This window comes from Psychrobacter sp. H26 (genome assembly GCF_059073035.1).
In genome coordinates this window covers 1,994,199-2,009,716 of the sequence record NZ_JCACRW010000001.1, presented here as the reverse complement: position 1 = coordinate 2,009,716, position 15,518 = coordinate 1,994,199, and the positions used below count along the sequence as shown (strand labels likewise).

Below are 15,518 nucleotides of genomic sequence, written 5' to 3'. Positions count from 1 at the left end.
AAGTAAGCCGACAGTAGCTAGTCAAAGCTATAGATATTGGGTAAGATGTTTACCTTTTCTATCGAAAGTAAATATGTAGCGATGGCTCTGTTAGCTACAGTTGTTTGTTCGTTCTACAGTATCGCTTGTATCTGTTAGCAAGTGATCCCATATTATTTTACATGCAAGCGCAGCAGTTATATCGCGTCGATATGGTTAGATGCTTATTTTCGAGTGCTGGGTGTTGTTGATAAAAATAAGGAAACATATCGTCATGTCCAATAATTCACAACTGATCGATGAGCTGCTGGCTACCATCGCACTTATTGAAGTTACCCCTGATGTCTTTGAAGGCAAAAGCCATGACTATGTGGGCAGTCGTATATTTGGTGGACAAGTGCTTGCCCAAGCGATCATGGCAGCCGCGCATACCTTAGAGCAAGACAAGCCCTGTCATTCACTGCATGGGTACTTTTTGCGTGGCGGGGATATCAATCAACCAGTGATCTATCAAGTGCGTCGTCTGCGTGACGGTCGCAGTCTCTCTGCACGTGAAGTGACGGCTATTCAATACAAAGAAGTACGTGGTAAGCCGCCTGTTGAGCAAGTGATATTTTCGATGATTGCCTCGTTTTCACCGATGGAGGAGGGGCTTGAGTACCAAGAGGACATGCCTGTTTATCCACCGCCAGAAGACTTGCTGACCGAGCAAGAGTTAAAAGAAGAGAATGTTGGAAAAGTACCAGAAGCGCTCAAAGCCAGATTTATGCGCCGCCGTCATGTCGAGATAAAACCCGTTAAGCCGCGCAACCCGATTAGCCCAGAACCTATGAAACCTAAACAGGCAAATTGGCTGCGTATTCATAAGCTTGGCAATCAGCCAGTAGCTATTCAGCAGGCACTATTGGCATTTTCGTCTGACTTTTATTTGGTTGGCACGGGGCTGATGTCACATGGCGTGAGCTTTATGACCAGTGGGTTACAAGCCGCTAGTATCGATCACTCGATGCATTTTCATCGTGAGTTTGATTTGAATAAATGGATGCTATACGACATGTGGAGTGACACCACTTCTAATGCGAAAGGGTTGAACCATGGGCAGTTTTGGCAAGAAGGCAAACTGGTCGCAACCGTGCAGCAAGAAGGTCTAATGCGTTTGCGTGTGCCAAAGTCTTAGGTTTCTAGGGCTTATCTTTATTCCCACGTATGTCAAGGTTGCTCAGTATGCGCAAAAAACCTCATAAACCTCTGTTGAAATTATAATAATGGACAATATCTTCCTCATTAGAGATTTAGTGCATCAAGCTTTTGGAAAAAATGCTTTTGAGCATGGTTTATTTTATTTGCATGAACGGTCACTACGTTTCGAGCTATCGGTAGAGGGCTCATTTGTGGAGTTGTTTAATCAAGCTCTTTCAAAAGGCATTGAGATTCTTGACAATGTATTTGGTAAACAAAATGACTTGTATGCATGTGTCAGTTTTTACGGTGGAAAAGGGTTGTTAGCCAACTTATCAATCTTTAAGCAATTGAAGAGCCTTGATATTGAGCTTAACAAATCATCATGTGAAATTTGGCAAGAGCAATATCCTCAAGAAGGAAACGATGACTTAGAGGAAAATTATTTTAGAACATTTATTATCTTTCCTATCGGACGAACGGAAATGTTGAGCTTACTATGGTCTGCTGTTGCTTCTGACTTTAATATCAGTCCAAGAGTGAGTGCTCATATTTATTTTTTTAGTTCTAAATTGCAGATTCTAGCCCATCCATATGATGACAGAGGAATGGATATCATCGGAGCGAATCATGATTTAAAACAAATATTATTTGATGGTTTTAATAGTTATTTGCTTGACTATGACCGTGAAATTATGAATAAAAACTTCATTAAGTGTTAAACCAAATTTTCCTTTGGTAATTCTATAAAAAACTATCTATATAACTTTTTAAATCGTTCTAAAGAATTCAGAAGATAGGTAATCCATAGAAACTACTGAAGTAGCTCAATAATTTTTTCCATAGCACGAGGTAGTCCTAAATTGTCTTGTGCTATTTGTTCAGTCAGCCATTTAAAATCAATCTCAGCCGCTACGAGTTTTTCGTTGAGCTCTAGTATTTGCGCGGCATCAACCGTTAGTTTTTTCGGGGTTAAATACCAATGAAAATGAGTCAGTGAGTGCTTAATCGGAGCATCATCAAGCAAGGTATTGCCGACTGATTCGGCGACCAACTCGTTTTCTATCAGCCACTCATGGATAATTTGCTCAGCCGTGGTGAATTCGGCTTCGTATACTTTTTCATGACTACGGACGTCACTTGGTATATTAGTTGACTTATCATCGCTCGCTGGTTTTTTAGCATCAGTCTTACCAGTGGCTTTACTACTTGTCTTACCGTCAATTTTTTCTACAAACTGTAATGGCAAGCTCCACAATCCACCCCAAATGCCGTTATCAGGACGTTGTAGCCACAATAGTTCACTGTCTACACTTTCTATCAGTAGCGCATTGCTAAATTTGCTTGGCTTGGGCTGTTTTTTTGCTTTGACAGGATAATCGGTTTCGCGCCCCTCTGCATGTGCCAAGCAGTCTTCTTGCAATGGACATAACAGGCATGCAGGCTTGCGGCGAACACATAGCGTTGCGCCCATATCCATCATCGCTTGAGCAAACAGTCCTGAGCTTTCTTTTGGGGTCAGGCGCTCCGCTAGTGCCCATAACTTTTTGGTCGTGGCAGACTTGGTAATGTCACCATCGATGGCTGCCCAGCGCGTTAAGACTCGTTTGACATTACCATCGCAGATGACGCCATAATGATGCAGTCCCATCGCCATAATCGCCCCAGCGGTAGATGGGCCAACGCCAGAAATTGCCTCCCAACCTGCGAGTGTCTGCGGGAAGTCACCCGTCTCATCAATCATTGCAACCAGCTGCTTCGCGCCTTTGTGCAGATTACGCGCGCGCGCATAGTAGCCAAGCCCTGCCCAATGCTCAGCGACCACATCCCAATCCGCTGCGGCTAAATCCTGCACGGTCGGAAACGTCCCCATAAAACGCGCAAAGTAGGGCAATACGGTGGTGACCTGTGTCTGCTGTAGCATGACTTCGGATAGCCATACGATATAAGGGTTGGGCGTATCAGTCTGATGCTGTTGCCACGGCAAATCGTGGCGACCATTTTCGGCAAACCAATCGAGAAGGCGCGGGGTGAAGGCGTTGAGGGAAGAGGTGGTGTGGTTAAAAGTTGCGTCAGAAGGTTCAGAATTAGCAGTTGGCTGGGTCATAGGCTCTTATATTTAATCTTTTAAAGGTAAACAATTATACCCGATATACGTATTTTCTACGACCCAACCTTGCAACGATTTCCTTAAATAATATAATAAAAATAACTACTTAACGATTTCGAAAAGTAGGAGGTTGTTGATAGTATGGTCGATGTAATTATAAAGATAAGAGTTGCTACTTATACCATTATTGTCTATTAGAAGATCATAGTGTGGACTACCTAAGATTTCTTGTGCTAACTTCTGTATTGCTACCCCACTATTACTGCGAATATTAACAACTTGATTTCTGATGATTTTGTTAAAGAGGATCAGTATAAAGCTTTTTACAGGATTACCTAAGATATCACTACTCGGTATAGATAGAATATCAGAATTCATGAATTCAAGGAATTCTGAAGATAAGAGGTTTCTATTTGCTAAACTCATAAGCAAATCTTTATCAGTAATATAAACAACCGATAGAAATATCATAATGATTTGCTCAAGTACTAACAATTTGCTTTGTTCTTCATCTTCAAAAATAATCAATGTTTCAACACAACGTACAATTTGTTCAATATTACGAAGTGATAATTTACTGATATCCAAGAAGGTTGGAATCTCATAGATAGACTGGTTGTCTTTAAATTCTTGTGGGATTACCTTGCTATCTCGTACTACTGTCTTGAAGTGAGTGACGTTATTCTCGATTGATTTACCCTCAGGATCTTTTGTAGAAGTGGGCAAGTTGATCTGATACTTAAAAAATTTATATAAATAATCCTGAGAATTGGTTTCGCTACCATAGCTGTGTTTGATGGTTGCTTTTAATTGCTCTGCATTGGTAACCAAGATAATCTGTACGTTTTCAACGTCAAAAACGTGTTTAATAGTCTCTAACATCATTACTGCAAAGTCTGGACGGCAGCGATCAAGCTCATCAATCAGGAGTATAACGGGATTGATAGATGCGATATCTTTTAAGGCCTCTTTTAGTGTTGATAGGTTCTTTTCAGCCTCTACTTGGTCTTTAATCATTGACTCAAGAGATTGGTCAATAAATGAGTCCGAACCTTCTTCTATATCTTCCATACCCTCCTTAAAGTCGTCCGATATATCCGCTGCATATTTTCCAAATGCTAAGCTCGCTATTGCCTTAATACCGATACCTGAGACTAAACGCAAATAGGGAATAGCGTTCTTGATAAAGCTTTTTCGTTTATCATCGTCTTCACCATAGAATCCAGCGACTTCTGCAATTAGTGTCAAAAGTGGTTCGTTAGCATGGTCAGCTTGAAAAGCATTTACATAGCCAACTTTATAATCATTCGTATTGTTCGCCTCAATCAGATTCTTTAGCTTAAAACAAAACTCTGTCTTTCCTGTACCCCATTTACCATCAATGATAAGTGGTGATACATCAATATTTGAGTCTAATAACTTAATGATTTTCTCAGCGATAGGCTCACGTGTGAACTCGTCTCTGCTAGAAAAAGTTAACTCTTTCATCACGCTATAATCTGTCATTAAGCACTCTCTATAGTTATAGTTTTGATATACGATACTTATGTTATACAGATAATATAGACATAAAAAAAGCCCGTCAGGGCTTTTATATAGGCAATCGTTTTTTGAGTAATGGGCTTTGAGCTAAAGTTACTTCCGATTCTGACGAGTCCGCTTTTTGCGTAAACGTTTTTCTTCCTCTTTCGCTTTGCGCTTCTCTTCAGCAGCGAGACGTTGTTCAGCGACGGCAATTTCTTCCGCTTCAATCATAGCTGGAGTCTCAAGCGTCATACGCCCAATCTTCGCGCTACGCAGCTCATTGATGAGAATCTCAGACATGCGATACGTATCGACTTGGTTGCCCGCGCGCACACAGCCGCGATTACGACCCGCCACTTCAAAAAACTCCCAGTCAGTCTTGGGCAGTTCTTCAATTTTGTAGCGAGATTTTAGCAGCTCAGGATAGGCGTGCATGAGGTACTCAGCGGTATAGCTTGCCACATCAGCGAAATCAAACGCCGTATCACGGATGCCGCCCGTTGCGGCTAGACGATAGCCAGAGTTTTCATTTTCAACCTTTGGCCACAGCATACCAGGCGTGTCATAGAGCATGATGTCATCATCGAGCTTGATGAGCTGCTGCGACTTGGTCACGGCGGGCTCATCGCCTGTCTTTGCCACAGCGCGTCCTGCTAGCGTATTGATCAAGGTTGATTTTCCGACGTTCGGGATGCCCATAATCATCGCTTTGATCTGACGGCCAGTACCGACTTTGTTGGGTACGAGGTGCTTACAGATAGCGATGATACGTTTGACGTCATCGGCTTTATCCGTATCACAAGCAATGGCCTTGACACCATTTTGCTGCTCAAGATGGTCCATCCACGCTTGGGTCAATTCTGGATCGGCAAGATCGGCTTTATTCAGGATTTTGATTACAGGCTTTTCGCCGCGTAGTGCTGCAACCATCGGGTTTTCACTACTATGAGGGATACGCGCATCAATGACCTCGATGACCAAATCCATCTGCGGCATGATTTCTTTGATTTCGTTACGGGCTTTGTTCATATGCCCAGGGAACCACTGAATGCTTGTTCTCTTATCCATTGTCTTTCATAACCTTTTTATTCATAAAATATTGCATTAAAGACAGTGCGCGATTTTGGTAACTTTTGGCATTGTCTTTATTCATAGTCGCCAGTTTACTACAGAACCTATGTATTCACGGGACAATTTCGCCTGACCAGTTCACTTGATCCGCTCGCTCGACCAGGTACGCCACTACTCTTGATTCTTATTTTCTATTTCCTTGGTGGTTGGTGGTAAAGGTGCAAGATAACCAATCAATAGTATCAAGCTACCCGCGCCAAGGAAGGAAATCACGCGCCAAATCGCTTCGGTCTGTGACAGATCAACCAGTACCAGCTTGAGCACGACGATGCCGAGTAGACCAATACCCATAAACCAAAGCGCACGCTGCCAGTAGCGACTCGCCATAATGGTGGCGACCAATGCCAAGAGCGTCCATAAGATCGTCAGTCCTGTTTGCACCTGCTCGCTTTGCCATGCGCCGCCTTGAGTACCAGTACCGTCCCAAAGCGGTGTACCGATAAAGGCGTGTAGCGTTCTAACTAACATGCTAGATATCAGCCAAAAGCCAATAAGCCCTAGTACTATTAGCAAACTATCAGCATTGAATAGCTGCTTGGTTTTGGTGACTGTATCTGATGGGATAGGGTTTTTGTCTCGGTGTCTCCAGCTTATATAATAAAGACTAAAACCAACCAATAGCGTCAACCACGAGGTAATGTCGTAAAGGTTGAATAATGGAAAATAAGACATGTCCCAAATTACACCGTCATAAGACCAATTGGTCATGACAATCCAGAATAAAGCAATGGGAGCAAAGATCGCAGCACATCCTCGTAGTGCCTGCTGCCAGTCAAACCAATACAGTAGCCCTTGTTGTGAAGCTTTATTGATTGATGGATTTTTTTTGTTTTGACTGAGATCACGATGACTGAGATCACGATGACTGAGCCATAGCCCAGTCAAAATGAGTACAGCTGAGCTCAATACTGCCATGATGCCATCAGAGTCTGGTAGGCCATAATGCGCAGCGGCAGCAACCAGTAAGATACCAGTACCCAGCCAACTAATAGCCGTATAGCGTGAGGCGTTGTTATTATTAATCCATGTATCAGAGCAGATATTAGACCAGTTTTTTAGCCATAGCTGACCTATCATGAGCCAGCCGATTATCAAACCTACGAATATCAGCCATTCTGCTGTCGTCCATGTCAAATTGAGCTCAAACTTTTGCGGGAGTTGTACCACTAGCATGAGACAAAACAATAGTAGCAATCCACGACTAAACTGCCGGATCTCCGACCATGAGCGATAGCGATTGATCATCCAATAGATCGTGAGGCTAATGAGTGCGGCTAGCGCAATGACCGTGGTCTCTAACTGCCAAGTATCAAACCAATGATGCAAATCAAGCATCAGAACTTGTAGCATCCAAGCCATGGCAGTCACTGTTAGGAACTTTATTATTCTAGGACTGTGCCAAACAAACTTGAATGCGCGGCTTTGATTATCAATAGAGGTTAGCCATTGCTGGGCAGCTTGGGTGCTGACACCAAGCGTACGGGCGTAACGAGTAACCGACTCTGAGGCAGTTGCCGCGTTATGCTTATTGCTGTTGCCATCAGTGTTGCTATTATTGAGCTCAGTCATGAGCATAACAGGGGAGTTGCTAACTCGTAAGATAAAGACAGTCGCCAGATAAGCAATCGCTGAGATACTAAAGGCTAAGACGGGATAGTCTTTGATAGAGAATATCGCGGTGGTCAAGAGCATGCCGATACTAACAAGCTGTAAAAGCAAACCAAATAATACGGACCATGACCGTAAGGAGCGCCTGCCAAACCAGACCAATGCGAGCCCCTGTACTGACCACCCAAAAGCAATCCACTCAGCATCCAGCGCCAGCGGTATTACCAGCGCTAAAAACCCAAAACCCAATGCCAGCATACCTTCAGTAATGAGTGCATAGCGCCCACTACGCTGGACAAACAGCCAGCCTAGTCCGAGATACACCGCTGCCAAAATTGTACTAGTAAAGGTTAGGGCATTGGGAATGTCATCGAGTAAGGCAGCAAATAAGCCAAAAGCCAGAATCGGTACCGAAAACAGCAGCCCAGTATCGATGGGGAATAGATAAGGGTGATTACTTTTAGGTGTTTTGTCCAAATGACCTAGGGTGTTTGCATCATCTATATGGCTAAGGTTCTGCTCATTAAGTGAATTGTAAGTAATGATCTGCTGCGCATAACGAATGACGACAAATAAATAAAGCAGCCAATGTAATGCAACCAGTGTCACAAATGACCAACGCTGCGACTCTATGACAGCGCTCAGATTTTCACTGACACCCCAGTAGTATGCCAAGCCAAACGTCACCGTAACACCGAATAAATTCAGGATTTTCCACGGGCGATAATGGGCAATGACGGCAATCGTGACATTTAACAATAGATAATAGCTAAATAACGTGACTAAACTCCCCGTATCGTCACTGGTCAGAATCGGTGCAAAAAATCCACCAGACAATGCCAGCAATGCTAAAGGAAAAGCGTTTTGACGTACGGCGAGGGCAATAGTAATCGCAGACAACAATCCTAGCCCGATAAAGCTCGGTACACTTGGAATGATCTGATAGACGCTATAGGCAAAAAAAGTGCTCAAATAGGCAATTGCTAAGCCTGCGCCTTGTAGCGTAATACCATACGAGAAGCGTTTTGCCGTGAGCTTCAATCCAAGTGCTGACAGTGCTAATCCTGTGAGACCGACGGCTATCAGCTTTGTGGTAATTGAAATCTCGATATACTCACTCAATAGGCGCAGTAGCAATACCACGCCGATGAGGAGTACCAATACCCCGACACGCACGACAAGATTACCACCGAAAAACCAGTTTTTGATGGAATGAATGAGTGATGTGACGATAGGTAGTGAGCGTTCATCAGGCTCGATTGGGGCGGCTGGCACGCTATGCGCAGTTGTTTCTGAGTGAGGTTGATCTATAGGGTCATCATTAGCGACGCTCGATATGATATTTTTGGCTGGCGCTGGTGTTGACGCTGGCACCATCGTTGGCAATGGCGGCGGTGATGTGGGTGACGACGGGAGTGAGGATGTGACTGATGATGTGCTTGGTAAGGTACCGGCTGTTGATGGATGTTGTGAATCAAAAGCTCTACCCTCAGTCGCGTTATTTGTCGCAACGTTATTAGAGGGCTCAGTCACATTATTTTTAGGTACGCTATTTTCAGTTGCGATATCTTCAGCAAAAGATCTGCGCACATGAACACTGTCATCAGCCAAACGGGTAGATGAGGCAGTCATACGACTCATGCTATTGTCTTTTCTGAGGTCTTTTTGCTGTGCAAGCTCAGCTTGTAGTTTTGTGACATCGCGGCGTAGATGCTCGATTTTTCGAGTTGTCCTAGTGTATAACGCGACTACCACAATCAATAGAATCGTAAAAGCCAGCCAACCGAGCTGGGTCACCAATAGATATAACATCTTCGTCACTCAAGCCAACGGATAGTAAGGTGATAATGACGCGATTTGATAAGAAGTACAAGACTGGTCTGATAACGCTCCTCAAAAACAGTGGCTAAAACACACGCAAAATAAAAGGACAGCTTAAATAGTTAAGCTGCCCTTCTTGATAAGTTTTATATCAAACCGCTTTTATGCCAAGTTTGCTTTCATAAACTCAATCATATTTTCCCAGCTTTGTTTAGCAGCTGCTTCGTTATAGCCAAGGTCTACTTCATTGTTGGCTGCACGCTCATCGGCGTGTGGGTTGGTAAAGCCGTGCTTAGCGTTGTCATAGACATCGATAGTATAATCAACATCAGCAGCATCTAGCTCTGATTTTAGACCTTCGATAGCATCCATCGATACCATTGAATCATCACGGCCATGAGCGACCAGTACTTTTGCGGCAAAGTTTCTGTCTGCTGGTTGTTTTGGGGTTGGGTTACCATGGAACGTTGCAACGGCTTTTAATGGCATGCCTTCACGCGCCATATCGAGGACAACTTTACCACCGAAGCAATAACCGATTGCGCCTAGATTGTCACCATCCACTGATAGCTGATCGCTAAAGTCGTTCAAAATCAGACGGCAGCGTGACATGAGCATGTCTTGATCAGCCAATACTTGCTCCATCCACATGTTGGCCATGGCAGCATCTGTGGTTAGTTTGCCTTCGCCATAGACGTCCATAGCGACTGCCGCGTAGCCTGCTTTGGCCAAACGCTCTACTACTGATTTTGGATGATCGACCACGCCCCACCATTCTGGTGCGACCAAAATACCTGCTGCTGGATTATCATCTGAAGCATTTTCTGGCAGTGCGACATAGCTGACAAGTTCGATACCGTTTTCGGTTGTACTGATTAATTCAAAAGTCTTAATTGACATATTATTGTCCTTTTTTATGTTATGAGTTTTAATTATTGGTCATTGTGATGGTTCGTGTTTCTAACTCGTACTACCTTAACGCCCATGTCTAGCAAAAACAGCTATAATACTGTAACGCTCTTTATCAAAATGCTACTGCGACCTTATGACTATAAATTTGTTAAACAAAAATGATGACAAACCAGACTTGCACTCAAGTATTGATTCAGATACTAAGCCTACGCAATCGATAAGTTTGTTTCCTGATAGCTCTAATGTCGATTCTAATAATGGCTCTAAATCTGAGCCACTGCGCCCGCAGTTTTGGTCGCGATTTGCATTGAACGAGCTGAATCATAGCGAATGGGAAGCCTTGTGTGATGGCTGCGGCAGTTGCTGTTTGATCAAATACATCGATGAGGATGAGGATGGCAATGTAGACGAAGAGCTGGTTGAGTATACCGATGTCACGTGCCAGCTAATGGACTGTGCGACGGGGTATTGTAGCCATTATGCGACGCGTCAAGAGTATGTCCCAGATTGCATTCAGCTCACCATGGACAACTTGCCCAACATGATGTGGCTCCCATCGCACTGTGCTTACAAGCGGTTATATAAAGGACAGAGTCTGCCAAGCTGGCATTTATTATTGACTGGGGATGCAGTGGTAACACAACACGAGATGCGCGCTGCTAATGTCGGCGTTGCAGGGCGCTGTGTGTCTGAAACCAGTATGTCTGATGAAGAGATGGAGACACGGGTTGTTAATTGGGTTAACCCTTAGTAAAAATACTGCGCTACTTTTATTTCTGCATTTATTCGTTGGATGATACTTAGTTAGACGCCTGAGCAGTAGACTTGGCTTTTGCCTCGGCACTAGATTGAGAGTGGGCGAGTGGCGGTAGTGGAATGTCTTGACGAATTTGCTGTGAGAACGCACGGCTATTGCCAATGGAGTGCAGATTGTCAAAACCGAGCGACTTTGGATTAATATGAGTACGCTCATACCATGTATCCATTGACCAAGGTTGATCGGGCTGTTCGGGCGCCGCATCGAGCATACCGACATCGTATAGATAGTTGGGCAACCACCCAGAGACCCAAATCCGGTAATCCCATGGCAAGCGATCGCCACTGATAATACGCGCCATATAAAAGATAATATTGGTACAGTTGCTCGTCAACGTGTTGTACCAAGCTGGCTGGTTATTTAGCTCATCAATAGCAGTCAGGTAAGATTCAAATAATGATCTGACTTCATGCTGTTGCAAGTTGCTGATGGGAAATAGATAGACCTGCTCACCGCGCGCGTTGCTACGAGTATAGATAATGTCACGCTCTTCTGCCGCAATCAGGCTCAGCTCATAACGCCTAAAAAACCCAGCAAGGGCTGAAAACGACTCACCGTCTTCTTTACGAATCTCAAAGGAGAAGGCAAGTGGTCTATCGTCTTCAAAACGAAAGCTGACCAAAGTATGAGCGATGAGTGGTCCCATCCAATAAGAGTTGGTCACATCGATGCCTGAGAGTTTGGACAAATCAATCGTACGGGTATCCCAGTGCGCGGTTGCTTCTGTATCTGTACGCCAATCAAAGTTGCGGACATTGGTTAACGTAATCAAATTAGGGTTGGTCGCATCACGCTTATAAGCGACTTGCTGATCGACCTCAGCCATCCAGTCACGATCCTGCTTGGGCTCAATAGAAAAAAACCAGCCCACACCCATAAACCAAATCACGCCGTATAGTCCGATGAGCCATTTGTTTGCGTCGGCTTTATGAATCACTGTGTTGTCAGTTGATTTATGGCGATACAGTATTTTGTTGACAGCACGCCAATAGCGGGTGCTCAGCAATGCCCCTAATAGACTTACGATGATAATAGTGGAAAGCCAGGTCACTATAGAGCCTATCCCGTACTGGTACCAAATCGCTAGCAGTAACCACACGGCGGATAAGAGCAGGGTAACGGCAATCAAAAAAGACACGATCCGATGTCGCCATGTGGATTTTGGCTGTTTGCTATCTGCTACGCCATCGCTCACGCTACGACCCTTAGGATGGCGGCGTGAACGCGACGAGAGCAAGCGGGAAAAAAGGGAACGTAGCGACATAGGGTTTGTTTTGCTAAATAAAGGCTTTGACCATAGCAAAGTTTATAACACGCTGACAATACAATTTGAGTGAATTTGTCGTTGAATGTCGGTGAGCCTTGCGATAAAGTGAAGCTAATTTGTGCTGGCATGTTTACGATTGAATCATCAACTAATGATAAGTCAGCCATTTTATTTGCTACTTTTGTCCCCATCTAGGCGCTACTTGTTTTTATTCACGATTATTTTAATTGCCATTAACTAAAGAGGTTAAATCACACCACCATGTCTGACGACACTCCCAGCCCGAGTAGTTGGTCGATGCGCGGCTTAAAACGCTGGCTATCGACCGCCCCCGAGACCCGTGACGAATTGATTCGTCTGGTACAAGACTCGCGCCAGTTCTTAGAGCCTGATACGGTCGATATGCTAGAAGGCGTACTCGATCTACCAGCAACCCAAGTGCGCGAAATCATGACGCCACGCCCGCAAGTGATTGGTCTGCACGAGAGCACCAGCCTTGCTGAAGTGATGGACATTATTCTTGAGACCACGCACTCGCGCTATCCTGTTTTTGACAGTCAAGATGATGATGCCGTTATTGGTATCTTACTGGCCAAAGATTTGATTCCTATTTTGGTTCATATGGTGCGTAACCAAGAAGACAAAATCGATAGCAAACGCCTAAAAGACCTAGTACGTCAGCCGCTCTATATTAGTGAAACTGCGCGCTCAGATACTTTGCTACGCTCGTTGCAGCGCACGCAAGTCCATATGGCGATTGTCGTCGATGAGTTTGGTAACTTTGGTGGTGTGGTCACCATGGAAGACTTGCTTGAGGAAATCGTTGGTGACATCGTGGATGAACATGATGACTTTGACGAAGACAGCGACATCAACAACATCGTTGCAGACCCAGAAAAGCCGAACACATGGCGTGTCCAAGCGTCTACTGTCATCGAAGACTGCAATGATGAGCTCGGTAGTCGTTTCGATGATACCGATGTCGATACGATGGGCGGACTGGTCATGCAAGCACTTGGTTATGTCGGCGACCTAGAAGGCGAGAGTGTGTTGATAGATGACTGGCAGATTACAATCACTGATGTTGAAGGACGATTTATCCAAAACCTAGAGCTGACCAAGACCACTGCAGACCAGCAAATATTGATAGGTAGCCATTAGCTTATCTAGTCTATTAACCATGTCCTAGCAGCTGAGTGCTCAATAGATGTCGCTAGTAACTGTAATCAAAAACACGATGAAAAATCGTGTTTTTTGCTTTCTAGCTTTTGCTTTCTAGTTTGAGGTTTCGCTACGCAAATTTACCCATTGATGGGTTTTGACTGGTATCATGGGTGGGTTTTATTTGTGGTCTTGCATGACGTATCATGCGGCCAGCTTTGCCTTAATTTCGCTTCAGTTTTTCAATGCTGAGCTGTGAAATATTTGAAAAATATAGTCTTGGATAACTGCTATGCGCCTGTCTACTGTTGATTTACAAAAACGCCTAAACCCCGAGAAGCCAAAGGGCTTACATCTAGGGTTGGCGGCACTGATGTCTTTGCTGGCAGGAGCGGCTTTTATACTTGCGCTCGCGCCTTATGGTATTTGGCCAGTCGCTCTGATATCACCTGCTATTTTATATGCGCTATTGATGCCTGAGATGACAGGTCGCCGCGCCTTTGTTATTGGTCAGGCATACGGTACAGGACTTTGGTGCGTCGGGGCATTTTGGCTATATACGTCTATCCATGTTTATGGCTCCACCCCTGTATGGCTTGCGCTGATTATGATCGCGTTGATGGGTCTTGGGATGGGACTATTCCACGGATTTTTGGCATTGGTTTTCAATCGCGTGGTCGGCAAGCAGCCATTATCTTTTGCCGCACTGTGGATACTTCAAGAATGGCTGAAAACATGGCTGTTCACCGGGTTTCCTTGGCTTTTCGTTGGTTATGCCTTTACGGAACAATATTGGCTGTCATCGCTCGCCCCTGTTGCGGGTGTCTTCACGGTTTCTTTTGTAGCGATACTACTGGCTGCCAGTATCGTCGAGCTGCTGCGTCGCCGTGGCGGTTACATGATTCCATCGATTGCGTTGCTGGTTATTAGCACTACGCTGTGGTTGGTCAATCCGCAATGGACCAAGCCTAAAGGTACACCTGATCTGTCAGTGTCATTGATTCAAGGCAATATCCCGCAAGATCTAAAATGGCTCACTGAGTATCAGATTGAAACCCTAAAAATCTACGCTACTTTGACGCGTGACGAATGGGGTCGTGATCTTGTTTTGTGGCCTGAGTCATCGATTCCTATGTTTCAGACAGAAGCAGTTGGCTTCATCAATGAAATGGTAGCGATGGCGAAAGAAACGGATACGACATGGGTGACGGGTATTCCCTACAAAGACGAAGCCGCGTTTGATGCCAGTACAGACAAGTATGCGCCGTTTTATAATAGTGTGGTGGCGCTTGGTGCTCAGGCAGAGGGTCTATACAAAAAGCAGCGTCTAGTACCGTTTGGTGAATACATCCCGTTTCAAGGTGTGCTTGATATATTGCCCAATCTGGCTGGTAGTCAAGACATTATGAGTTATAGCCGAGGCAGTGACCAACAATCACCGTTACAGGTGCGTGGTCATAGCTTAGGTGCTGCCATCTGCTATGAAGTCGCGTATCCAGATACGACGCGTAAAAACGCGATTGGTACGGACTTTTTATTAACCATCTCAAACGATGCTTGGTTCGGTACGTCAGCAGGTCCATTACAACATCTGCAAATGGTACAGATGCGCGCACTAGAGAACGGTCGCTGGTTTATGCGTGCGACCAATACAGGTGTGACCGCTATCATCGATCACAAAGGTCGTATCGTAGAACGCGCGCCACAGTTCGAGCGCACGATATTACGCGGTGAGGTGCAAGCACGAGTGGGTAACACACCATTCATGCGCTTTGGTCATTATCCTATTTTATTTATTATGGCGCTATTACTCATACTGAGTTACTTGGGCAAGCGTCCAAAGACTCCAGTACGTCTGGGTAAGTAAAAACGATACACGCTCAATGGTGCTAGCCTATGATAATCAGGTAATTGGGTGAATGATGGCTATATATACCAAAAATGAGTAGTACAATTGTTGATAATAAACCCTTTAAATACTTAAGGGTTTTCACAAATCAGTATAAATT

The 15,518-nt window shown here is 44.5% G+C and carries 11 protein-coding genes; 5 read left to right on the top strand and 6 right to left on the bottom strand.

All coding sequences use genetic code 11. The annotated features are described in order from the left end of the window. Positions 1-253 precede the first annotated feature (253 nt). Positions 254-1,156, top strand: a complete 903-nt coding sequence (locus AC5JPT_RS08310; RefSeq protein WP_319051593.1) for an acyl-CoA thioesterase — start codon at positions 254-256, stop codon at positions 1,154-1,156. Positions 1,157-1,244: 88 nt separating this feature from the next. Beyond that, positions 1,245-1,880, top strand: coding sequence for a DUF3885 domain-containing protein (locus AC5JPT_RS08305; protein WP_493857763.1), 636 nt, complete (start codon positions 1,245-1,247; stop codon positions 1,878-1,880). A gap of 92 nt (positions 1,881-1,972) precedes the next feature. Here the strand turns inward: AC5JPT_RS08305 and mutY are convergent, their stop codons facing one another. From mutY to AC5JPT_RS08280, 5 genes are all read right to left on the bottom strand, one after another. Beyond that, positions 1,973-3,265: an A/G-specific adenine glycosylase gene (gene mutY / locus AC5JPT_RS08300; protein ID WP_493857762.1), complete on the bottom strand. Its 1,293-nt coding sequence runs from the start codon at positions 3,263-3,265 to the stop codon at positions 1,973-1,975. A gap of 105 nt (positions 3,266-3,370) precedes the next feature. Then, positions 3,371-4,774 carry a KAP family P-loop NTPase fold protein gene (locus AC5JPT_RS08295; RefSeq protein WP_493857761.1) on the bottom strand — a complete coding sequence of 468 codons (1,404 nt, stop codon included), beginning with the start codon at positions 4,772-4,774 and terminating at the stop codon, positions 3,371-3,373. 129 nt (positions 4,775-4,903) lie between these two features. Continuing rightward, complete coding sequence (gene ylqF / locus AC5JPT_RS08290; RefSeq protein WP_493857760.1) at positions 4,904-5,860, bottom strand: ribosome biogenesis GTPase YlqF; 957 nt, start codon at positions 5,858-5,860, stop codon at positions 4,904-4,906. Positions 5,861-6,034: 174 nt separating this feature from the next. Further along, on the bottom strand, positions 6,035-9,343 hold the full coding sequence (locus AC5JPT_RS08285; protein ID WP_493857759.1) for a DUF2339 domain-containing protein: 3,309 nt from the start codon (positions 9,341-9,343) through the stop codon (positions 6,035-6,037). A 171-nt stretch (positions 9,344-9,514) separates the two neighbouring features. Continuing rightward, positions 9,515-10,252 (bottom strand): dienelactone hydrolase family protein, encoded by a 738-nt coding sequence (locus AC5JPT_RS08280; protein WP_493857758.1) that lies wholly within the window; start codon positions 10,250-10,252, stop codon positions 9,515-9,517. 235 nt (positions 10,253-10,487) lie between these two features. Here AC5JPT_RS08280 and AC5JPT_RS08275 point away from each other — a divergent pair, with 235 nt between their 5' ends. Further along, on the top strand, positions 10,488-11,015 hold the full coding sequence (locus AC5JPT_RS08275) for a YcgN family cysteine cluster protein (protein ID WP_493858452.1): 528 nt from the start codon (positions 10,488-10,490) through the stop codon (positions 11,013-11,015). Between the two features lie 49 nt (positions 11,016-11,064). Here AC5JPT_RS08275 and AC5JPT_RS08270 read toward each other — a convergent pair whose 3' ends face one another. After that, positions 11,065-12,345, bottom strand: a complete 1,281-nt coding sequence (locus tag AC5JPT_RS08270) for an Lnb N-terminal periplasmic domain-containing protein (RefSeq protein WP_493857757.1) — start codon at positions 12,343-12,345, stop codon at positions 11,065-11,067. A 264-nt stretch (positions 12,346-12,609) separates the two neighbouring features. Between AC5JPT_RS08270 and AC5JPT_RS08265 the strand changes: the two genes are divergently transcribed. After that, positions 12,610-13,509: a CBS domain-containing protein gene (locus AC5JPT_RS08265; protein WP_493857756.1), complete on the top strand. Its 900-nt coding sequence runs from the start codon at positions 12,610-12,612 to the stop codon at positions 13,507-13,509. Positions 13,510-13,801: 292 nt separating this feature from the next. After that, positions 13,802-15,376: an apolipoprotein N-acyltransferase gene (gene lnt, locus AC5JPT_RS08260; protein WP_493857755.1), complete on the top strand. Its 1,575-nt coding sequence runs from the start codon at positions 13,802-13,804 to the stop codon at positions 15,374-15,376. Positions 15,377-15,518 lie beyond the last annotated feature (142 nt).